The sequence below is a fragment of the Nocardioides lentus genome (assembly GCF_039529515.1).
GTDB lineage: Bacteria > Actinomycetota > Actinomycetes > Propionibacteriales > Nocardioidaceae > Nocardioides > Nocardioides lentus.
The window spans coordinates 161,555-181,717 of the sequence record NZ_BAAAMY010000005.1 but is presented as its reverse complement, the minus strand read 5'-3'; the positions used below and the strand labels follow the sequence as shown (position 1 = coordinate 181,717).

Genomic DNA, 20,163 nt, shown 5'->3' with positions numbered 1-20,163 from the left:
CCGCCCACCGTGGCCGGGGCCGTGCTTGTGTCGTCGGGGAGGGTGATCGCGTGGTCCAGGAGTTCCTGACGTCGGTGCCGGTCGTCCACACGCGGAGCCTCGAGGAGGCGCGTGCCGCGGTGGAGCGGGTCTACCTGCCGCACCGGCTCGAGGGGCGCCGCGAGGAGCTCGACATGCGCCTCAACGCGACCTCGGACCGCACCCTGACCCTCGGCTACCTCACCTACGGCGCGGAGACGTCGCTGCGGATGCCGCCGACCGAGAGCTGCTACCACGTCAACCTCGACGTCGCGGGCCGGACCTGGGCCGACCGGTCGGGTCGCGGCGGTGCGTCCACGGCGCACACGACCCCCCGCGCGGGGGGCACGGTGCTGACGCCGGACGTGACCACGACGGTGCACTGGTCCACCGACGCCGAGCAGCTGATCCTCAAGGTCTCCCGCGTCGGCCTCGAGTCGCACCTGTCCGACCTGCTGGGCCGCCCGGTCGGCGACGTCGTCGGGTTCGACCTCGGCCTCGACCTCACCACCGACGCCGGCCGGTCGCTGCTGCGCTCGGTGGAGTTCCTGGCCTCCGAGCTCGACCGGCCCGGCGGCCTCGCCGCCTCGCCGCTGGCGCGCGCCCAGCTCGAGTCGTACGTGCTCACCCAGCTGCTGCTCGCCGGGCGCCACCAGTACTCCGACGCGCTCGCCGGACGCGAGGACCGCACCCGCCTGGGCCGGCTCGCCCCGGTCGTCGCCTACGTCGACGAGAACGCCGACGCCGAGCTCACCCCCGAGCTGCTGGCGCGGGTGGCGTGCGTGTCGGTCCGCACCCTGCACGGCGCGTTCGCCGACCAGCTCGGCGTGTCACCGATGGCCTACGTGCGCGGCGTCCGTCTGGCCAAGGTCCGCGCCGAGCTGCTGGCGGGGGACCCCGAGCGGGTGCGCGTCACCGACGTGGCCTCCCGCTGGGGCTTCTTCCACCAGTCCCGCTTCGCGCAGCAGTACCGCGACCAGTTCGGCGAGCTGCCCAGCGCGACCCTGCAGCGGTGAGGGCCGCCGCTGCAGCGAGGGGATAGTCCGACCCCGGTCGCCGACCTAGCCTCTGTGACGTGGCTGACACGCAGAGCACCCCCGGCACCGACCTCGAGACCTTCGGGCTGTTCATCGGCGGCGAGACCGTCGACGCGGCCTCGGGGGCGACCTTCGAGAGCACCAACCCCTACACCGGGCAGCCGTGGGCGCGCCTGGCCGACGGCGGTGCGGAGGACGTCGACCGCGCCGTCGCCAGCGCCCGCGCGGCCTTCGAGGGGGAGTGGGGCGCGACCAGCGGCTTCGAGCGCGCCCGGATCCTGCGCGACGTGGCCGCCGCGATCACCGAGAACGCCGAGCGGCTGGCGCTGCTCGAGGTGCGCGACTCCGGCAAGCTGATGCGCGAGATGCGCGGCCAGCTGAAGGGCCTCGGCAACTGGTACCTGTACTTCTCCGGCCTCGCCGACAAGCTCGAGGGCAAGACCGTCCCGCAGCTTGCGCCGCAGACCTACTTCGGCTACACGCTCAAGGAGCCCGTCGGGGTCGTCGGCTGCATCACGCCGTGGAACTCCCCGCTGCTGCTGCTGACCTTCAAGCTCGCGCCCCTGCTGGCGGCCGGCTGCACCGCGGTGGTCAAGCCGAGCGAGCACGCCCCGGCCTCGACGGTGGCCTTCGCCCAGGTGCTGCACGAGGCGGGACTGCCCGCCGGCGTGCTCAACGTCGTCACCGGGTGGAGCCGCGAGACCGGCGAGGCGCTGTCGTCGCACACCGGCGTCGACAAGCTCGCCTTCACCGGCTCCACCGCGACCGGCGCCGCCGTCGCGCGGGCGGCGGTGTCCAACATCAACCGCGTGACCCTCGAGCTGGGCGGCAAGTCCCCGCAGGTCGTCTTCGCCGACGCCGACCTCGACGCCGCCGCGAACGGCGTGGTCGCCGGCGTCTTCGCCGCCACCGGCCAGACCTGCATGGCGGGCTCCCGGCTGATCGTCCACGAGTCCGTCAAGGACGAGCTGGTCGCCAAGATCGCGGAGCGTGCCGACAGCATCGTGCAGGGCGACCCGACCGAGGCCGACACCGAGATGGGCCCGGTCGCCAACCGCCCGCAGTACGAGAAGGTGATGGGCTACCTCGACACCGCCCGCAGCGAGGGCGCCGAGATCGTCGCCGGCGGCGTCGCCAACGACGAGCTGGGTGGGCTGTTCGTGAAGCCGACCGTCGTCGTCGCCGCCCCCGACTCGACGATCGTCAAGGAGGAGGTCTTCGGGCCGGTCCTGGCGGCCTACACCTTCACCGACGAGGACGAGGCGGTGCGCCTCGCCAACGACACGCCGTACGGGCTGGCGGGGGCGGTGTGGACGAAGGACGTCCACACCGCGCACCGGGTGGCCGGGCGCATCCGGGCCGGCACGGTCTGGATCAACGCCTACCGCGCCGTCGCCCCCAACATGCCGTTCGGCGGCTACGGGATGTCCGGCATCGGCCGCGAGAACGGCGCGGACGCCGTCAACGAGTACCTCGAGACCAAGTCGGTGTTCGTCGAGCTCACCGGCGGCACCCGCGACCCGTTCCAGCTGGGCTGAGGCCCGCGGGTCCGGCCGACGACCCGACGGATCGGCCGGATCCGCTGACGGCGGGGGACCCGCGGGCGCAGGATCGGCGCGTGCGCTCCCGAAGCCCGCTGCTCCTGGTCGCGTCCGCCCTCCTCGTGGGCGTGCCCGCGCTGTCCCCCGCCGTCCCGTCCTCCGCCGTGCCGGGCCCGGGGGAGCCGTCCGCGGGTGCGGGCTGCGCCGAGCCCCTGTTCGGCACGGAGGTGAGGGCGGCCTCGGCGCGCTCCGCCACGCCCGCGCGGTTCGCGGAGGCGCTCGCGCGCCACGGCGACGTCGCCGCCGACGTGGCGGCCGCGGCCCGCACGGACCCGGCGCTGTGGCTGGACAGGTGCGGTCGCGCGCTCTACCGCGACCCCGTGCCGGCGGACCTGCCGGACAGCCGCCCCGCCGCCCGGGGCGCCGGCCCCGCGGTCCCGGCGGGGACCGACGTCCTCGCGCTGTCGTCCCGGCCGGGGGCCGCGCGGACCATCCACCTCGAGTTCACCGGCCGTGACGTCGCCCGGTCGGCCTGGCACGACGGCCCGTTCACGGCGCCCGCCTTCAGCGCCGACGCCGACCCGACGACGCTGAGCGCCGCGGAGCGCTCCGAGGTCTACGCCACCTGGCTGACGGTCGCCGAGGACTTCGCGCCGTTCGACGTGGACGTGACCACCGCCGACCCCGGGGTCGACGCGATCACCCGCACGGACGCCTCCGACCTGCGCTACGGCGTGCGGATCGTGGTGTCGGACGTCCCCGAGGTCGCGGGCGGCTGCGGGTGCGGCGGGGTCGCCTACGTCGGCGTCTTCGACACCACCCACCGCCACGCCGACCACCAGCTCGGCTGGGTCTTCCCGGGCGCCCTGGGCGACGACGGCTGGGCCGTCGGAGAGGCCGCCAGCCACGAGGCCGGCCACACCCTCGGGCTCGACCACGACGGCCGCGGCACCTCGGCCTACCACGGGGGCGCGAAGGACTGGGCGCCGATCATGGGCGCCTCCTACGGCGCGGCGCTGGGCCAGTGGTCCCGGGGCGAGTACGCCGGGGCCACCAACCGCGAGGACGACCTCGCCGTGATGGCCGCCAACGGGGCCCCGCCGGTCGCCGACGACCACGCGGGACCGGGCGCGTCCGCGACGCCGATCGTGCCCGGGACGCCGCGCACCGGCGTGGTCGGCACCCGCGCCGACACGGACGCGTTCAGCTTCACCGGGGCGGGCGCGACCACCGTGCGGGTCACGCCGGTGGCGGCCGCCGCGAACCTCGACGTGGGCCTGCAGGTGCTCGCCGCCGACGGGACCGTCGTGGGCACCGCGGACCCGGCCGCGCCCAGCGGGTCGTCGCCGGCGCAGCCGTCGCCGGCCTGGCTCGCGGCCACCTGGACCGGCACCCTGCCGGCCGGCGGCGGACCCTTCACCGCCGTGGTCGACGGCGTCGGCGCGGGCGACGCCACCCTCACCCAGGGCGGCTACAGCGACTACGCCTCCCTCGGCCGCTACACGGTCCAGGTCGCGACGAGCGTCCCGCCCGAGCCGGAGCCGGAGCCGGAGCCGGAGCCGGAGCCCCTGACCCTGGCCTTCCTGACCGGCGCGGCCCTGCCCGCGGCGCGGCTGGGCCGGGCCTACCGCGCGGTGGTCCGGCTCGCGGGGCCCGCGGACCGCACGGTGCGCCCCACGGGCGGCGCCCTGCCCCGCGGGGTGCGGCTGACGACGGTCACCGACCGCGTCCGGCTGACCGGCAGCCCCCGTCGTACCGGCGGCTTCCGCGTCACCCTCGCGGCGGCCTCGGGCGACGGGCAGACGGCGACGCGGACGTTCGTCCTGCGCGTGCGCCGCTAGACCAGGGCCGAGGCCTCCGCGGCGGGCTCGGCCTCGTCGTTGCCGCGGGCGACCGCGCGAGCCCAGGCCGGCCGACAGACGAGGGCCAGCACGAGCGCGAGCGCCGTCGCGGTCACGGTGACCGAGAAGGCCGCGGTGTGCCCGGCGCCCTCCCCGGCCGCGTCGGCGAGGCGGCCGGCGGTGCCGGAGCCCACGGCGTACCCGACCCCGGTGGCGGCGGCCAGCAGGGTCATGGCCGCCCCGACGCGGGCGGCGGGCACGATGCGCTCGCCGAGGCTGAACACCGCGATCATGTACGGCGCGACCGCCAGGCCGAGGACGGCCACGACCGGGACGGCGGTGGCGGGCGACGACACCAGCAGCAGCGGGGCGCCGAGCACGACGAGGCCGACGGCGGCCGCGAGGACGCGACGGTCGTGGCCGATCCGCGCCGGCAGGTACGCCGTCGCGAGGCCGGCGACGACGCTGCCGACGCCGAGCGTGGCGTGGATCCCGCCCGCGGCGCCGGGCTGGCCGGCGGCGGTGGCGAGCGCGGTGGCGCCGGTCTGCACCGAGCCGAACAGAGTGCCGATCAGGGCCTGGGCGAGCATCAGCGCGGCGAACGCGCCGGTGACGAGCCGCCCGTCGCCGAGCCGCCGCACGGCACCCCCGGTGAGGGCGGCGGTCCGGTGCAGCGCGAAGGCGGTGCCGAACACGGCGAGGAGGCCGGCGGCGACCAGCAGCGAGCCCCCGGGGGAGATCACGACGGCGACGGCGCCGACGAGGGCGGGCCCCAGGACGAACGACGCCTCGTCGGCCGCGCCCTCGTAGGAGAAGGCGGCGTCGACGAGACGGCGCTGCTCGCTGCCGGTGCCCGCGGTGACGGGCCGCCAGCGGACCCGGGCCAGCGGACCCACCTGGGGCATCACGAGACCCGCCAGGCCGGCGAGGACGACGAGCACGGGCGCGGGCAGCCCCGCGTGGGTCGCGCCCACCAGCCCGGTGAGCGCGCCGGCGCCGAGCAGGGACTGCACGAGCACGACGGTGCGTTGGCCGGTGCGGTCGGCGATCCCGCCGGCGACGGGCGAGCCCACGGCGTTGGCGACGGCGAGGGCGCCGGCGGCGAGGCCGCCCAGGCCGTAGGAGTCGGTGGCGCCGGAGACGAGCAGCAGCGTGCCGAGCTGGCTCATCGCGAGCGGCAGCCGCCCGAGGAAGGCGACGAGGACGTAGGCGGGTCCGGCGAGCTGGAACAGCCGCCGGTAGGTGCGAAGCGGTGACACGGGTTCTCCTGGGTGTGCAGCAGCCGCCGCGCCGACCCACCTCCAGAACGCGGACGAACCCTGTGCTCCGCCGATCCTAGCCGGAACGAAGGGTTGCCTTCCCTTTCTGGAATGGTTCCAGAAAAGGTGGGAGACTCGGGTCATCGCCCACGGACCCGACCCTCGAGGAGTGCTCATGACCGAGACCCTGACCCCCACCGACCAGCACGTCGCCCGCCCGCCGTTCCAGGCCTCCGAGCGCCTCGCCACGCACCTCCAGGCCCTGCTGGTCGACCTCACCGACCTCCACCTGGTGGGCAAGCAGGCCCACTGGAACGTCGTCGGCCCGAACTTCCGCGACCTGCACCTGCAGCTCGACGAGGTCGTCGACGACGCGCGGAACTTCTCCGACACCGTGGCCGAGCGGATGCGCGCGCTCTACGTGACCCCCGACGCCCGCGCGAAGACCGTCGGCGAGCAGTCCAGCCTGCCGCCGTTCCCCGCCACCGAGGTCGACACCGCCGAGACCGTGGACCGCATCGTCGCGGCGGTCTACGCCGTCGCCGGCACCGGCCGCCGCATCCACGACGAGGTGGACGCCGAGGACCCGACGTCGGCCGACATCATCCACTCCATCCTCGAGCGCCTCGAGCAGCTCGCCTGGATGATCGACGCCGAGAACCGCGTCGCCAACCGCAGCCTGCCGCGCCCGATCCACCGCTGAGCAGGACCGACCGCCGAGCGCGGTCCGGCCCGAGGCCCGTCCCGCACCGCGGGGCGGGCCTCGCTGCTCCAGAGCTCGCCGCTCCGGGACTCAGCGCTCCAGCAGCGCGCGCGAGGCCAGGAACCTCTCGACGGTGATCCGCAGGGCCACGCGCTCGGGGTTCTCGCGCGGCACGCGGTAGCGGGCGGCGTACCGCTCCTCGGCGCGGGCGACCGACGCCCGGTCCGTCAGCACCTCGGCGCGCCCCTCCAACGAGGACCAGCGGCCGCCGTCGACCGCGCCGGCCGAGACGCGCGGGTCGCGGGCCGCCTGCCGGGCCTTCGCGGAGCCGCCGGTGGTGATCACCCAGGCGCACTCCCACTCGTGGTCCAGCGCCACCCCGACGGCGACCACGTGCGGCCGCCCGTCGGCGTACAGCGTGGTGAGCGTGCAGAGGTGCCGCTCGGTCCAGAAGTCCCGCAGGCCGACGGGGAAGTCGCCCCACCCCGGGCGCCAGCTCATGCTCATGGCCCGAGCCTGGCAGGTCTCAGAGGACGGCGGGCGACCCGGTGCGCCCCGACCGCGCCGCCCGGCCCCCGCCGAGGCGCACGCGGATGACGGCGGCGAGGACCACCAGGGCGGCGACCACGGCCGCGACCGCGACCAGGACGCTCGCGGGGGAGTCGGTGAGGCGGCCCTGGGCCAGCCAGGCCAGGCCCCAGGCCGTGGCCCCCGCGACCGTGACCCGGCCGCCCAGGCGCTGCGCGAGCACGACGCCGCCGAGGGTGACCGCGGCCAGGACGACCAGCGCCACGACGTAGCCGAGGACCCCGGTGGGGTCCGTCCCGGCCTCGACCAGGGCGGCGGCGACGTTGGCGCCCGTCGCGACGGCCACCCAGCCCAGGTAGAGCCCCAGGGTGCCGTCGGTGACCACGGTGTCGACGAGGCCCCCGGACGGCGTGGCGGTGAGTCGGCGGCCGATCTCGACGAGCGTCGCGAGCAGGGCCGCGATCACCGCGACGCTGCCCCAGATCCACCCCTGCTGCACCACGAGCAGCCAGGCGGCGTTCAGCACCATCGAGGCCGCGACCCACCAGCCGATGCGGCGGTGGCGCTCGGAGGCCGCCTGGCCCGGGAGCCACTGCCAGACGGTGTACGCCGCGAGGCCGGCGTAGATGACCGACCAGATGGAGAACGCCGGGCCGGCGGGTGCGACCAGCGTGGAGTCGGCCGCGAGGGCGCCGCCCGAGACCGCGGAGACCTCCGTCCCGAGCACCCCCACCCCGACGAGGGTGCCGAGGACGCACGCGACCTCGGCGACGGTGACGGTGACCTGGCGGGCGCGGTCGGCGCCGGTGGGGGTGCTCATGCGCCAAGTGTTTCACGAAGTTAACGACTTTCAAGCGCCCGTGGAGCGTCGGGACCCCCGGGTACCGTCGCGGGCATGACGCTGCCCCCGGCCCTCGCCCGTGGTCTCGACACCGTCCTGGACCGCGCGGTCGTCCCCGGCTACACCTCGATCGGGCCCGCCGTCCGGCGTCGGCTCGGAACCTGGCCCGCCGACCCCGCCCCCGCCGCGCTCGCGCAGCGCACGGCCCTGGTCACCGGCGCGTCCTCCGGCCTCGGCATCGCCGCCGCCGAGGGCCTCGCGCGCCTCGGGGCCACGGTGCGGCTCGTGGTCCGCGACCCCGCCAAGGGGGAGCGGGCCCGCGCGGAGATCCTCCGCGCCGTGCCCGGCGCCGACGTGACCGTGGAGCGCTGCGACGTGGGCGACCTCGACGACGTGCGCCGCTTCGTCGCCGACAACGGCGAGCTCAGCGGCGACGCGGCCGTCGACGTGCTCGTGCACAACGCGGGCGTGATGCCGCCGGAGCGCACCGAGTCCGCGCAGGGTCACGAGCTGTCGATGGCCGTGCACGTGCTCGGCCCGGTGCTGATGAGCGAGCTGCTGGCGCCCCGGATGAGCGAGACGCGGGTGGTGTTCGTGACCTCCGGCGGGATGTACGCCCAGAGGCTCCGCACCGACGACCTCGGCTACCACGACGGCGACTACTCGCCGACGACGGCGTACGCCCGCTCCAAGCGGGCCCAGGTCGAGCTGCTGCCCGTCCTGGCCCAGCGCTGGGGCGCGCAGCGCACCTTCGTCGCGGCCATGCACCCCGGCTGGGCTGCGACGCCGGGCGTCACCGAGTCCCTGCCCACCTTCGACAAGCTGCTCGGTCCCGTGCTCCGCGATCCCGCCGAGGGCATCGACACCGCCGTGTGGCTCGCCGCGAGGACCCCGACCCCCGAGTCGGGGCTGCTGTGGCACGACCGCCGGGCGCGCCCGACCAGCCTGCTGCCCCACACCCGCCCGAGCACCGCCCAGCGCCAGGAGCTCTGGGACTGGGTGCGCCGCGTCACGCAGCTGCCGTAGCCGCCGGCGCGACCCCGCAGGCCCGGCCGCGGCGGTCTCGACCCGCGGCCGCGACCTCGCAGGCTCGGTCGCGCTCGCTCGACCTGACCCGCGTCGCGGCCTCGCAGGCCCGGCCGCGGCGGTCTCGACCCGCGGCCGCGACCTCGCAGGCTCGGTCGCGCGCTCGCTCGACCTGACCCGCGTCGCGGCCTCGCAGGCTCGGCCGCGGCGGGTCAGATCCAGCGCGAGAACCAGATCCGGTCGAGCCACTCGGCGTTGGTGAGCAGCCCGTCGGTCCAGATGGGCCAGAACCAGGCGAAGTTGACGAGGACGAGCAGCACGAACGAGCCGGCCGCCACCACCCCCGCCGTACGACGGGTGGAGGCGCCGCGGCCCGGGCCGACCATCGCGCCCATCACCATCGTGGTCGCGAGGACGGTGAACGGCAGCATGGCCATCGCGTAGAACACGAAGATCGGTCGGTCGGCGTTGGCCAGCCACGGCAGCCAGGCGGCGAGCGCGCCGACCACCGGGAGCCCGAAGCGCCAGTCGCGACGGCCCACCCACAGCACGGCCGAGGCGAGCAGGGCGAGCGCCCCGCCCCACCACAGGACCGGGGTGCCGAGGATCAGCACCTGCCGCAGGCAGTCGCTGCCCTCGCGCGCCTCGCAGCCCTGCTCGCCGGGGGCGATGTCGAGCTGCGCGTCGACCCCGACGGGGCGCCCGAGCAGCGGCCAGCCCCACGGGCTGGACTCGTAGGTGTGGTCGGAGCAGTCGAGGAAGTGGGTGTGGAACACGTAGACGTCGCGGTGGTAGGCCGCGAGCGAGCGCAGGGACTGGGCGACCTCGCCGAGGCCGGAGGCGTCGGGCTCGGTGGCCGTGGGCCAGCGGGCGTCGGGGTCGCTGACCGGGTCGGAGTCGCAGTCGGCGGCGGGCGAGACGAACTGGGTGTACTGCGTCTGCGACAGCGCCTGCTCGTACTCCTCGGCGTGGACCAGCCACCCGGTCCAGCTCGCGACGTAGACCACGGCGGCGACCACGACGAGGTAGCCGAACGCGGGCAGCCCGTCGACCAGCACCGAGCGCAGCAGCGCCCGACGCACGCCGAGGCGACGGCGGAGCCCGGCACCCCACAGCCACACCACGACCCCGACCACGGCCATCAGGTAGAGCGCGGTCCACTTCGTGCCGACCGCGAGGCCGAGGCACACCCCGGCCGCGAGCAGCCAGGGGCGCCAGAGCAGGGCCCGGACCGGCCCCCAGCCCGTGCCGTCCCCGGGGGTGGGGGAGCGGGCCTCGAGCCGGTCGCGGACGCGGTCGCGGTCGACCACGACGGCCGCGACGGCCATCAGCAGGAACAGCGCGAGGAAGATGTCGAGCAGCGCCAGCCGCGAGAGCACGAGGTGCATCCCGTCGAGGCACAGGAGCAGCCCGGCGACGCAGCCGAGCACCGTCGAGCCGGTCATCCGGCGCGCCAGGCGACACATCACCAGGACCATCAGCGAGCCCGCGACCACGGCCGAGACCCGCCAGCCGAACGGCGTCATCCCGAACGCCCACTCGCCGGCCGCGATCAGCCACTTGCCGACCTCGGGATGCACGATCATCGACGGCCCGTCCGCCCAGACCGCGTCGGTGCGGCCGGCGAGGATCATCGCGTCCGCGTCCTCGAGGCTGTCGCGGACGTAGCCGAAGTTCAGCAGCGACCACGCGTCCTTGGCGTAGTAGGTCTCGTCGAAGGCGAAGTCGTCGGGCCGGCCGAGGTGCACCAGCCGCAGGCCGAGCGCGAGCAGGGCGACCGCGAGCGCGGCCCCCCAGTCGCCGAGACGCTGCCGCCCGGTGCGCGCGGCCAGCAGCGCCCGCCGTCCCCGGCGCCGCGCGGGGGCGCCCGCGGGAGGGGGCCCCGGTGCGGGGGCCGCCTCGGGCGTGAGGGTGCCGGTCACGCCCCGATCCTTGCAGCCGCGCCTACGGCGGCGCCCCGTCCGGCTGCGAGGATCGGTCCATGACCGGAGTCCTCGTCCTCGCCGCGACCCCCATCGGGCGCGTCGGCGACGCGCCGCCCCGCCTGGCCGCCGAGCTCGCCGGCGCCGACGTGGTGGCGGCGGAGGACACCCGCCGGCTGCGCCGCCTCGTCGGCGAGCTCGGCGTCGAGCTGTCCGGGCGGGTCGTGTCCTACTTCGAGGGCAACGAGGCGGCCCGCACGCCGGCACTGCTCGAGGAGCTGCTCGGCGGGGCGCGGGTGCTGCTGGTCACCGACGCGGGGATGCCCAGCGTCTCCGACCCCGGGTTCCGGCTGGTGGCGGCCGCGGTGACCGCCGACGTCCCCGTCACGGCCGTGCCGGGGCCGTCCGCGGTGCTCACCGCCCTCGCGGTCTCGGCGCTGCCGACCGACCGGTTCTGCTTCGAGGGCTTCGTGCCCCGCAAGCCGGGCGAGCGGGCGCGCCGCCTGGGCGCGCTGGCGACGGAGGAGCGGACGATGGTGTTCTTCGAGTCCCCCCACCGCACCGGCGCGACCCTCGCGGCGATGGCGGAGGCCTTCGGCGCCGACCGACCCGCCGCGGTCTGCCGCGAGCTCACCAAGACCTACGAGGAGGTCCGGCGCGGACCGCTGGCCGACCTCGTGGACTGGGCCGCCGAGGGCGTGCGCGGCGAGGTCACCCTGGTCGTCGGCGGGTCGCCGGTCCCCGAGGTCGACGACGACCCCGCCTCCCTGCGGGCCGCCGTCGCCGCGCAGGAGGCCGCCGGGCTCTCCCGCAAGGACGCCGTCAAGGCGGTCGCCGCGGCCACCGGCGTCGGCCGCCGCACCGTGTACGACGCGGCCCACGCCGGGCCGGGCCCCGACGACGCCCCCGCCTAGGCTCGGCCCATGAGCCGCATCCGCACCTACGCCCACGAGGGCCTCCGGTTCGACGTCGAGGACTCCGGCCCCGAGGACGGCGAGGTCGTGGTGATGCTCCACGGCTTCCCGCAGCGCCACACCTCGTGGCGCCACGTCGCCCCCCGGCTGCACGAGGCCGGCCTGCGCACGCTCGCCCCCGACCTGCGCGGCTACTCGCCCGGGGCGCGGCCGCGGCGGCGCTCGGCGTACTCGCTGCAGCACCACGTCGGCGACACCGTCGCCCTCGCCGAGCTGACCGGCGGCCCCGTCCACCTGCTCGGCCACGACTGGGGCGGCGCGATCGCCTGGTCGACGGCGGGCTCGCACCCCGAGCACGTCCGCACCCTGACCGTCGTGTCCACGCCGCACCCGCGGGCCTTCAAGCGGGCCCTCGGCACGCGCGAGCAGGCGGCCCGGTCCTGGTACATGGGGGCCTTCCAGGTGCCGTTCCTGCCCGAGCTGCTCGCCGGTCTCGCGCCGCGGCGCTTCGAGCGGTTCCTCGCGGCGTCGGGGATGACGGCGGAGGACCTCGAGCGCTTCCGCACCGAGATCCTCGCGTACGGCGCGCTGCCGGGCGGGCTGGGCATCTACCGCGGCATGCCGTTCTCGGCGAGCGGCACCGGGCGCACGGTGCGCGTGCCCACCACGTACCTGTGGAGCACGCGCGACACCGCGCTCGGCCGACCCGCCGCGGAGGCCAGCGCGGCCTTCGTGAAGGCCGACTACGACTTCCGGGTGCTCGAGGGGGTCAGCCACTGGGTGCCCGAGCACGCCCCGGACGCCGTCGCCGACGCGGCGCTGGCGCGCATCACCGGGGCCCGCGCGTGAGCGGGCGCCCCGAGGCGCCCGAGCCGCTGCCGCACCCGGTGGTCGACAACCACTGCCACCTCGACGTCACCCGCGGCGACGAGGAGGCGGTGCCCGTGGAGCGGGCCCTCGCCGACGCCGCCGCCGTCGGGGTCACCCGGATCGTCCAGATCGGCTGCGACCTGCCCGGTGCGCGGTGGGCCGTCGAGCAGGCCGGCGCGCACGCCGCCGTCGTCGCGGGCGTCGCGCTGCACCCCAACGAGGCGCCGCTGCTCGCCGCGCAAGGTCGGCTCGAGGAGGCGCTCGCCGAGATCGAGGCCCTCGCCGCGGCCCACGACGACGTGCGGGCGGTGGGGGAGACGGGCATGGACGCGTTCCGCACCGGCGAGGAGGGCCGGGCCGCGCAGGAGGAGAGCTTCCGCCGCCACGTCGACATCGCGAAGCGCCTGGACCGGACGCTGGTGATCCACGACCGCGACACCCACGACGAGGTCCTCGCGGTCATCGACTCCGAGGGTGCACCCGAGCGGTGGGTGATGCACTGCTTCTCCGGCGACGCCGACTTCGCCCGCGCCTGCCTCGACCGCGGGGCCCACCTCTCGTTCGCCGGCACGGTCACCTTCTCGAACGCCGGGACGCTGCGCGAGGCCCTCGCCGTCGTGCCGCGCGACCGGCTGCTGGTCGAGACCGACGCGCCGTACCTGACGCCCACGCCGTACCGGGGCCGCACGAACGCCTCCTACCTGGTGCCGCTGACCGTCCGCGCGATGGCGGAGGTGCGCGGCGACGACCTCGGCGAGCTGTGCGCCGCGATCGACGCCAACACCTCCGCCGCCTTCGGGGGCGCCTGGTAGCGCCGAGCACCCCTGGCGCTCCGGGTGCGCACCGACGAGTTTGCATCCTCCCTACCCGTCGGTATGGTCGACTGCTTGTTGGCCGGAATCGGGCACATCCGCAGCAGCAGCTGCCCCGCGCCATCCCCCGCGACCCCCTTCCCCCGCCGTCGGTCGCGTGCCCGAGGTCCGGAGAGCACGACGTACGGAGATCCGTGGTTTCCCCCGAGAACCCCACCCCTGCAGTCCCCCCCGTCCCCACCCCCGACGACGCCGGCCCCGACGCGCCGCGACGAGGTCGCCTCGCCCGGCTGCTCGGCACCCGTGCGGTGCTGGTCGGGCTGGTCTCGGTCGTCGCGCTCGCGGTGGTCGGCTCCACCGTCGGCTACGCGGCGATGAGCAAGTCGGTGACCGTGACCCTGGACGGCGAGCCGCGTGAGGTGTCCGCGTTCGGCGGCACCGTCGGCGACCTGCTGGAGTCCGAGGGCATCGAGGTCGGCGAGCGCGACCGCGTGCTGCCGGCGCTCGACGAGTCCGTGACCGACGGCAGCGAGATCTCGGTCCGCTTCGCGCGTCCGCTCGAGATGGTCGTCGACGGCGAGGAGTCGACCCACTGGGTCACCGCGCTGGACGTCGACTCCGCGCTGCAGCAGATCGGCGACCGCTTCGCCGGCGCCGCGCTGTCGGCGAGCCGCGGCGCCGAGATCGAGCGCGGCGGGCTCACCCTCGAGGTGGTCACCCCCAAGAGGCTCGACGTGACGATGGGCGCGAAGAAGACCCGCACCCGCACGCTGACGGCGCTGACCGTCTCCGACGCCCTCGACGAGCTGGGCACGGAGCTCGGCGAGCACGACCGGGTCGCCCCGGGCCTCGACGCCGAGCTCGCCGACGGCGACGAGCTGACCGTCACCCGCATCTCGTTCGAGCGCGACCGCGTGAAGGACGAGGCGATCGGCCACGACACCGTGGAGCGCACCTCCGACGACCTGTACGTCGACGAGGAGGAGGTCACCACCGAGGGCCGCGACGGCGTCCGCGACGTGACCTACGAGCGCAAGATCCGCAACGGCGAGGTCGTCGCCACCGAGGTGGTCCGCTCCGAGGTCGTGCGCGAGCCGGTCACCGAGGTGGTCACCGTCGGCACCCAGGAGCGCGAGGTCGAGGCCCCGGCGGAGGACTTCTCGGGCGGCGACACCGTCTGGGACGCCCTCGCGGCGTGCGAGTCCGGCGGCAACTGGGCCATCAACACCGGCAACGGCTACTACGGCGGCCTGCAGTTCAACCTCGGCACCTGGCAGGCGTACGGCGGCACCGGGCTGCCCAGCGACAACTCCCGCGAGGCGCAGATCGCCGTGGCGACCCGCCTGCGCGACGCCACCGGCGGCTACGGCTCCTGGCCGTCCTGCTCGGCCAAGCTCGGCCTGCCCCAGTAGGCGAGGATGAGCGCATGACGACGGCCGGCCCCCGGCTGCTGGGGCCGGCCGACGTCCGGGCCCTGGCGGCCTCGATCGGGCTGCGCCCGACCAAGCAGCGTGGCCAGAACTTCGTCGTCGACGCCAACACCTGCCGCCGCATCGTGCGGGAGGCCCGCGTCGGCCCCGAGGACGTCGTCGTCGAGGTCGGCCCCGGCCTGGGGTCGCTGACGCTGGCCCTGCTGGAGGCCGCGCGGCGCGTGGTCGCCGTCGAGGTCGACCCCGACCTCGCCCGGCTGCTGCCGGCCACGGTCGCCGAGCGCGCCCCCGGGATCGAGGCGGACGCGTTCGAGGTCGTCGAGGCCGACGCGTTGCGCGTGACCGGGCTGCCCGGCCCCGCGCCCACGGCGCTCGTGGCCAACCTGCCCTACAACGTGTCCGTGCCCGTGCTGCTGCACCTGCTCGCCCTGCTGCCCTCGCTCGAGAAGGGGATGGTGATGGTCCAGGCGGAGGTCGCCGACCGGCTCAGCGCACCCCCCGGCTCCAAGACCTACGGCGTGCCCTCGGTGAAGGCGGCGTGGTTCGCCGACGTCCGCCGGGCGGGGTCCGTGGGGCGCCAGGTCTTCTGGCCGGTGCCCAACGTCGAGTCCGGGCTGGTGGCGTGGGTGCGGCGCGACCCGCCCCCGACCGCGGCCACGCGCGAGGACGTCTTCGCGGTCGTCGACGCGGCGTTCGCGCAGCGGCGCAAGACGATCCGCACCGCACTGCGGGGCGCGGGGTACCCGACCGAGGCGGTCGACGTCGCGTTGACCCGTGCGGGGGTGCAGCCGAGCGCCCGAGGTGAGATTCTGGGCGTCCACGACTTCGCGCTCATCGCGGAGGGTCTGGCCATGGGGAGCGGGTGGGGACGATGACGGACGCGGGCGCCACGGGCGCGGGCGTCACGGTCCGCACCCCCGCCAAGGTCAACCTCCACCTCGGCGTGGGCCACGTGCGACCCGACGGCTTCCACCCCCTCGACACCGTCTTCCACGCCATCTCGCTCTACGACGACGTGACCGTGTCCTCGGGCGACCCGGGGTCGGGTCCGCGGGTGCGCGTGCTCGGCGAGGCGCACGTGGGCCTCGACGAGGTGCCCGTCGACGGCGACAACCTGGCCCACCGGGCCGCGCGGCTGCTGGGCCGCAGCGAGGGGCTCGCCCCCGACGTGCTGGTGGAGATCCACAAGTCGATCCCCGTCGCCGGCGGCCTGGCGGGCGGGTCCGCCGACGCGGCCGCCACGCTGGTCGCGCTCGACCGGCTCTGGGGCACCGAGGTCGCCGACGTCGACCTCTACCGGCTGGCCGCCGAGCTGGGCAGCGACGTGTCCTTCGCGCTGCTCGGGGGGAGCGCCCGGGGCACCGGCCGCGGCGAGGTGCTGCAGCGCCTGACCGACCACGGGTCCTGGTGGTGGGTCGTGGTCATCGCCGCCGAGGGCCTCTCCACGCCGGCGGTCTACCGCCGTTTTGACGAGCTGTTCACCACCGCGCCGGCCAAGCCGTCGCCCGGCGCCGACGTCGAGCGCGCGCTGGCCAACGGCGACCCGGCCGCGCTGGCCCGCGCCCTGCGCAACGACCTCGAGCCGGCCGCCCTGGACCTGCGTCCCGAGCTCGACGGCCTGATCCACCGCGGCGAGGCCGCGGGCGCGCTGCGCGGCCTGGTGTCCGGCTCGGGCCCCACCTGCGTCTTCCTGTGCGCCGACGCCGCGACCGCCCGCGCGGTGGCCGGCGAGCTGCAGGCGACCGAGGGGCCCCGCGGCGCCCACGTGCTGGTCGCCACCGGCCCGGCGGCGGGCGCCCACCGGGTCACCTACGACCGCCCCGTCGAGGCCCCGTGAGCGCCGCCGGCACCAACCTCGTCAACTTCGAGCAGGTCTCCAAGTCCTACGGCGTGCGCCCGCTGCTCGCGTCGGTGTCGCTCGGGATCGGCGTGGGGGAGCGGATCGGCGTCGTGGGCCGCAACGGCGACGGCAAGACCACGCTGCTCGAGGTGCTGACCGGCGTCGAGGAGCCGGACGACGGGCGCGTCTCGCGCACCCGCGGCCTCGTCGTGGGCCACCTCGCGCAGGGCGACGACCTCGACGACACCTCGACGGTGCGCGAGACCGTGCTCGGCGGGCGCGCCGACCACGAGTGGGCCGCCGACACCACCACCCGGGAGGTCGTCACCGAGCTGCTCGCCGGGGTCTCGCTGGACCGCGGCGTCGCCGGGCTGTCGGGCGGCGAGCGCCGCCGCTGCGCGCTGGCCGCGCTGCTGCTCGGCCACCAGGACCTGCTGGTCCTCGACGAGCCCACCAACCACCTCGACGTCGAGGCCGTCTCCTGGCTGGCCTCCCACCTGCTGACCCGCGGCGGCGCCCTGGTCGTGGTCACCCACGACCGGTGGTTCCTCGACGAGGTCTGCACCGCCACCTGGGAGGTCCACGACGGCGTCGTCGACGCCTACGAGGGCGGCTACGCCGCATTCGTGCTGGCCAAGGCCGAGCGGCAGCGGCAGGCCGCGGCGGCCGAGAACCGCCGCCAGAACCTGGTGCGCAAGGAGCTCGCCTGGCTGCGCCGCGGCCCGCCGGCGCGGACCTCCAAGCCGCGGTTCCGCATCGAGGCGGCCAACCGGCTGATCGAGGACGTGCCGCCCCCGCGCGACCGCCTGGAGCTGGAGCGCTTCGCCGCGCAGCGGCTCGGCAAGGACGTCGTGGACGTGGAGGACGTCGACCTGGTGCGCGGCGAGCGGCAGCTGCTGCGCCACGCCACGTGGCGCCTCGGACCCGGCGACCGCGTCGGGATCGTGGGCGTCAACGGTGCCGGCAAGTCCTCCGTGCTGCGCCTGCTGGACGGCAGCCTCCCCCCGCAGGCCGGGCGGGTGCGGCACGGCCGCACGGTCGCGCTCCAGCACCTGACCCAGCAGCTCGACGACCTCGACCCCGCCCAGCGCGTCATCGACACGGTCGCCGACCCGGTCGAGGGCAGCTCCATGCTGGAGCGCTTCGGCTTCACCGGCGACAAGCTGACCACCCGGATCGGCGACCTGTCCGGCGGCGAGCGCCGGCGGCTGCAGATGATGGTGCTGCTGCTGACCGAGCCCAACGTGCTGCTGCTCGACGAGCCCACCAACGACCTCGACATCGAGACCTTGAACGTGCTCGAGGACTTCCTCGACGGCTGGCCCGGCACGCTCGTGGTCGTCTCCCACGACCGGTACTTCCTCGAGCGCACCACCGACGCCACCTGGGCGCTGCTCGGCGACGGGCAGATCTCGCTGCTGCCCCGCGGGGTCGACGAGTACCTGGAGCGCCGCGCCCGCGGCGCCGTCGAGGCCGCGGACACCGCCCGCGCCGACCGCCGCGACGCGCAGGGCGCCGCTCCGGCCGACGGGCCCGCCGTACGCCGGGCCGGGAGCGCGGAGGAGCGCGAGGCCCGCAAGGAGATGAACCGCCTCGAGCGCCGGCTCAGCAAGATCGCCCAGGCCGAGGCCGCCCTCGACGCCGAGGTCCTCGAGCACGCCACCGACCACGTCCGCCTCGCTGACGTCTCGGCCCGTCTCGCCGCCCTCGGGCGCGAGAAGGACGAGGTCGAGGAGGCCTGGATGGCCGCCGCCGAGCTCGCCGAGGGCTAGCTAGGCGAACGGCACCAGCAGCGTGCGCAGCAGCGCGGCGAGGCGGGTGCGGTCGTCCTCGCTGAGGCCGGTCATGAAGCCCTGCTCCGCGGCGAGCAGCGCCTCGAACGCGCCGTCGACGCACGCCTTGCCCTCGCCGGTCAGGCGCACCAGGACGCCGCGACGGTCGCGGGGGTCGGGGAGGCGCTCGACGAGGTCGCGGGCGACGAGCCGGTCGACGCGGTTGGTCATCGTCCCGCTGGTCACGAGCGTCTCGTGCAGCAGCCGCTTCGGCGACAGCTCGTACGGCGGGCCCGCGCGGCGCAGCGCGGCGAGGACGTCGAACTCCCACGACTCCACGTGGTGGGCGGCGAAGGCCTCGCGACGGGCGAGGTCCAGCCGACGGGCCAGCCGGGTGATCCGGCTGAAGACCTCGACGGGCGCGAGGTCGAGGTCGGCGCGCTCGCGCGCCCACGCCTCCACCAGCTCGTCGACCTCGTCCCGCATCGGTCCATCGTAGGCCAGCATCGAGAATCTTGACGTCAAGACACTTTGGTCGCAGGATGGCCGCCATGAGCCGCACCAGCCACACCTGGGACCCGCAGCGCTACCTGGCGTACGCCGACGAGCGCGGGCGACCGTTCGTCGACCTGCTCGCCCGGGTGGGCGCCGCGGACCCGGCCACCGTCGTCGACCTCGGCTGCGGACCCGCCACGCTGACCCGGCTGCTGGCCGAGCGGTGGCCGGGCGCGGACGTGTTCGGCGTCGACTCCTCCGCCGAGATGGTCCAGGCGGCGGAGCCCGCCCCGGGCGTCCGGCTCGAGGTCGGCGACCTGCGCGACTGGGCCCCGCCGGCCCCCGTCGACGTCCTCGTCAGCAACGCGACGCTGCAGTGGCTCCCGGAGCACCTCGACCTGCTGCCCGGGCTCGTGGCCCGGGTGGCGCCGGGCGGCTGGCTGGCCTTCCAGGTGCCGGGCAACCTCGGCGAGCCCAGCCACACGATCCGCGCCGAGCTGGCCGCCGCCGCGCCGTACGCCGAGCACGTGCGCGACGTGGCCGTGCCCGTCTCGCACGAGCCCGCGGACTACCTGCGGGCGCTGGCGGTCCTGGGGTGCGAGGTCGACGCGTGGGAGACGACGTACCTGCACGTGCTGGCCGGCGAGGACCCCGTCCTCACCTGGGTGTCGGCCACGGGCGCGCGGCCCACCCTGCAGGCGCTGCCCGACGACCTCCGCCCGGGATTCGTGGCCGAGTACCGCCGGCGACTCGCCGCGGCGTACCCGCCGGAGCCGTGGGGCGTCGTCCTGCCGTTCCGCCGGATCTTCGTCGTCGCCCGGGTGCCGCAGCAGCCGCAGCGGTCGGGGGTGTCGGCGTGAGGATCCACCACGTGCAGGTCTGCTGCCCGCCCGGCGGCGAGGACCTCGCCCGCCGCTTCTGGTCGGACGGGCTGGGGCTGACCGAGGTCGAGAAGCCGGAGCCGCTGCGGGCCCGGGGTGGCTGCTGGTTCCGCTCGGGCGGTGGTGGCGACGGCCGTGTCGACGGTGGAGGCGTGGAGGTCCACGTCGGCGTCGAGGACCCGTTCCGGGCCGCCGGCAAGGCGCACCCGGCGCTCGTGGTCGGCGACGTCGCCGCGCTCGAGAGGGTCGCGGCCCGGCTGGAGGAGCTCGGGTTCACCGTGGACCGCAGCGAGCGCGCCACGTTCCCGGGCCACGAGCGCTTCCACTGCTTCGACGGGCAGCCGGACGGCACCGGAGACACGGGCACCGGCGGCCGGGGCAACCGCGTCGAGCTGCTCGCCGACTGAGCCCCGGACGCACGGACGCACCGGGG

19 protein-coding genes are annotated in these 20,163 nt (G+C 76.0%); 14 read left to right on the top strand and 5 right to left on the bottom strand.

The window, feature by feature from the left end; all coding sequences use genetic code 11:
* Nucleotides 1-50 precede the first annotated feature (50 nt).
* The 3 genes from ABD158_RS11755 (at nucleotide 51) to ABD158_RS11745 (ending at nucleotide 4,437) form a co-directional block, all read left to right on the top strand.
* Nucleotides 51-1,034 carry an AraC family transcriptional regulator gene (locus tag ABD158_RS11755; protein ID WP_344007361.1) on the top strand — a complete coding sequence of 328 codons (984 nt, stop codon included), beginning with the start codon at nucleotides 51-53 and terminating at the stop codon, nucleotides 1,032-1,034.
* 59 nt (nucleotides 1,035-1,093) lie between these two features.
* Nucleotides 1,094-2,593, top strand: a complete 1,500-nt coding sequence (locus ABD158_RS11750) for an aldehyde dehydrogenase (RefSeq protein ID WP_344007359.1) — start codon at nucleotides 1,094-1,096, stop codon at nucleotides 2,591-2,593.
* Between the two features lie 80 nt (nucleotides 2,594-2,673).
* Nucleotides 2,674-4,437 carry a hypothetical protein gene (locus ABD158_RS11745; protein WP_344007356.1) on the top strand — a complete coding sequence of 588 codons (1,764 nt, stop codon included), beginning with the start codon at nucleotides 2,674-2,676 and terminating at the stop codon, nucleotides 4,435-4,437.
* On the opposite strand, the gene ABD158_RS11740 is transcribed toward ABD158_RS11745, so the two are convergent.
* Entirely contained in the window at nucleotides 4,434-5,696 is a 1,263-nt protein-coding gene (locus ABD158_RS11740; RefSeq protein ID WP_344007354.1) for an MFS transporter, read from the bottom strand. The genes ABD158_RS11745 and ABD158_RS11740 overlap by 4 nt on opposite strands.
* Before the next feature lie 175 nt (nucleotides 5,697-5,871).
* Between ABD158_RS11740 and ABD158_RS11735 the strand changes: the two genes are divergently transcribed.
* A complete protein-coding gene (locus tag ABD158_RS11735; protein WP_344007352.1) occupies nucleotides 5,872-6,399 on the top strand; it encodes a Dps family protein in 528 nt (175 codons plus the stop codon).
* A 90-nt stretch (nucleotides 6,400-6,489) separates the two neighbouring features.
* Here ABD158_RS11735 and ABD158_RS11730 read toward each other — a convergent pair whose 3' ends face one another.
* A complete protein-coding gene (locus ABD158_RS11730) occupies nucleotides 6,490-6,906 on the bottom strand; it encodes a pyridoxamine 5'-phosphate oxidase family protein (RefSeq protein WP_344007351.1) in 417 nt (138 codons plus the stop codon).
* Between the two features lie 19 nt (nucleotides 6,907-6,925).
* Nucleotides 6,926-7,747, bottom strand: coding sequence for a TspO/MBR family protein (locus tag ABD158_RS11725; RefSeq protein ID WP_344007349.1), 822 nt, complete (start codon nucleotides 7,745-7,747; stop codon nucleotides 6,926-6,928).
* Nucleotides 7,748-7,822: 75 nt separating this feature from the next.
* Here ABD158_RS11725 and ABD158_RS11720 point away from each other — a divergent pair, with 75 nt between their 5' ends.
* Nucleotides 7,823-8,794: an SDR family NAD(P)-dependent oxidoreductase gene (locus tag ABD158_RS11720; protein ID WP_344007347.1), complete on the top strand. Its 972-nt coding sequence runs from the start codon at nucleotides 7,823-7,825 to the stop codon at nucleotides 8,792-8,794.
* A 212-nt stretch (nucleotides 8,795-9,006) separates the two neighbouring features.
* Here ABD158_RS11720 and ABD158_RS11715 read toward each other — a convergent pair whose 3' ends face one another.
* Entirely contained in the window at nucleotides 9,007-10,716 is a 1,710-nt protein-coding gene (locus tag ABD158_RS11715) for a dolichyl-phosphate-mannose--protein mannosyltransferase (RefSeq protein ID WP_344007345.1), read from the bottom strand.
* 59 nt (nucleotides 10,717-10,775) lie between these two features.
* Between ABD158_RS11715 and rsmI the strand changes: the two genes are divergently transcribed.
* The 7 genes from rsmI to ABD158_RS11680 all read left to right on the top strand — a co-directional run bounded on the left by rsmI (nucleotide 10,776) and on the right by ABD158_RS11680 (nucleotide 18,354).
* Complete coding sequence (gene rsmI, locus ABD158_RS11710; RefSeq protein ID WP_344007343.1) at nucleotides 10,776-11,630, top strand: 16S rRNA (cytidine(1402)-2'-O)-methyltransferase; 855 nt, start codon at nucleotides 10,776-10,778, stop codon at nucleotides 11,628-11,630.
* Between the two features lie 9 nt (nucleotides 11,631-11,639).
* Entirely contained in the window at nucleotides 11,640-12,479 is an 840-nt protein-coding gene (locus tag ABD158_RS11705) for an alpha/beta fold hydrolase (RefSeq protein WP_344007342.1), read from the top strand.
* A complete protein-coding gene (locus ABD158_RS11700) occupies nucleotides 12,476-13,312 on the top strand; it encodes a TatD family hydrolase (protein ID WP_344007341.1) in 837 nt (278 codons plus the stop codon). Before ABD158_RS11705 ends, ABD158_RS11700 begins: the two co-directional genes overlap by 4 nt.
* A 194-nt stretch (nucleotides 13,313-13,506) precedes the next feature.
* Nucleotides 13,507-14,724, top strand: a complete 1,218-nt coding sequence (locus tag ABD158_RS11695) for a resuscitation-promoting factor (RefSeq protein WP_344007339.1) — start codon at nucleotides 13,507-13,509, stop codon at nucleotides 14,722-14,724.
* A gap of 14 nt (nucleotides 14,725-14,738) precedes the next feature.
* Complete coding sequence (gene rsmA, locus ABD158_RS11690; protein ID WP_344007337.1) at nucleotides 14,739-15,617, top strand: 16S rRNA (adenine(1518)-N(6)/adenine(1519)-N(6))-dimethyltransferase RsmA; 879 nt, start codon at nucleotides 14,739-14,741, stop codon at nucleotides 15,615-15,617.
* On the top strand, nucleotides 15,614-16,579 hold the full coding sequence (locus ABD158_RS11685; protein ID WP_344007335.1) for a 4-(cytidine 5'-diphospho)-2-C-methyl-D-erythritol kinase: 966 nt from the start codon (nucleotides 15,614-15,616) through the stop codon (nucleotides 16,577-16,579). The genes rsmA and ABD158_RS11685 overlap by 4 nt, the downstream gene beginning before the upstream one ends.
* A complete protein-coding gene (locus ABD158_RS11680; RefSeq protein WP_344007332.1) occupies nucleotides 16,576-18,354 on the top strand; it encodes an ABC-F family ATP-binding cassette domain-containing protein in 1,779 nt (592 codons plus the stop codon). Before ABD158_RS11685 ends, ABD158_RS11680 begins: the two co-directional genes overlap by 4 nt.
* On the opposite strand, the gene ABD158_RS11675 is transcribed toward ABD158_RS11680, so the two are convergent.
* The gene (locus ABD158_RS11675) at nucleotides 18,355-18,840 is read right to left on the bottom strand and encodes a MarR family winged helix-turn-helix transcriptional regulator (RefSeq protein WP_344007331.1); all 486 of its coding nucleotides are present in this window, start codon (nucleotides 18,838-18,840) and stop codon (nucleotides 18,355-18,357) included.
* A gap of 65 nt (nucleotides 18,841-18,905) precedes the next feature.
* Here ABD158_RS11675 and ABD158_RS11670 point away from each other — a divergent pair, with 65 nt between their 5' ends.
* Complete coding sequence (locus tag ABD158_RS11670) at nucleotides 18,906-19,709, top strand: methyltransferase domain-containing protein (RefSeq protein WP_344007329.1); 804 nt, start codon at nucleotides 18,906-18,908, stop codon at nucleotides 19,707-19,709.
* Nucleotides 19,706-20,137 carry a VOC family protein gene (locus ABD158_RS11665; RefSeq protein ID WP_344007327.1) on the top strand — a complete coding sequence of 144 codons (432 nt, stop codon included), beginning with the start codon at nucleotides 19,706-19,708 and terminating at the stop codon, nucleotides 20,135-20,137. The genes ABD158_RS11670 and ABD158_RS11665 overlap by 4 nt, the downstream gene beginning before the upstream one ends.
* Nucleotides 20,138-20,163 lie beyond the last annotated feature (26 nt).

What these genes read in the sequence shown, in the direction of transcription:
- ABD158_RS11685 (WP_344007335.1), top strand. Translation starts at nt 15,614, where the DNA reads ATGACGGACGCGGGCGCCACGGGCGCGGGCGTCACGGTCCGCACCCCC.
- ABD158_RS11720 (WP_344007347.1), top strand. Translation starts at nt 7,823, where the DNA reads ATGACGCTGCCCCCGGCCCTCGCCCGTGGTCTCGACACCGTCCTGGAC.
- ABD158_RS11730 (WP_344007351.1), bottom strand. Translation starts at nt 6,906, where the DNA reads ATGAGCATGAGCTGGCGCCCGGGGTGGGGCGACTTCCCCGTCGGCCTG.
- rsmI (WP_344007343.1), top strand. Translation starts at nt 10,776, where the DNA reads ATGACCGGAGTCCTCGTCCTCGCCGCGACCCCCATCGGGCGCGTCGGC.
- ABD158_RS11675 (WP_344007331.1), bottom strand. Translation starts at nt 18,840, where the DNA reads ATGCGGGACGAGGTCGACGAGCTGGTGGAGGCGTGGGCGCGCGAGCGC.
- ABD158_RS11735 (WP_344007352.1), top strand. Translation starts at nt 5,872, where the DNA reads ATGACCGAGACCCTGACCCCCACCGACCAGCACGTCGCCCGCCCGCCG.
- ABD158_RS11705 (WP_344007342.1), top strand. Translation starts at nt 11,640, where the DNA reads ATGAGCCGCATCCGCACCTACGCCCACGAGGGCCTCCGGTTCGACGTC.
- ABD158_RS11670 (WP_344007329.1), top strand. Translation starts at nt 18,906, where the DNA reads ATGAGCCGCACCAGCCACACCTGGGACCCGCAGCGCTACCTGGCGTAC.
- rsmA (WP_344007337.1), top strand. Translation starts at nt 14,739, where the DNA reads ATGACGACGGCCGGCCCCCGGCTGCTGGGGCCGGCCGACGTCCGGGCC.
- ABD158_RS11725 (WP_344007349.1), bottom strand. Translation starts at nt 7,747, where the DNA reads ATGAGCACCCCCACCGGCGCCGACCGCGCCCGCCAGGTCACCGTCACC.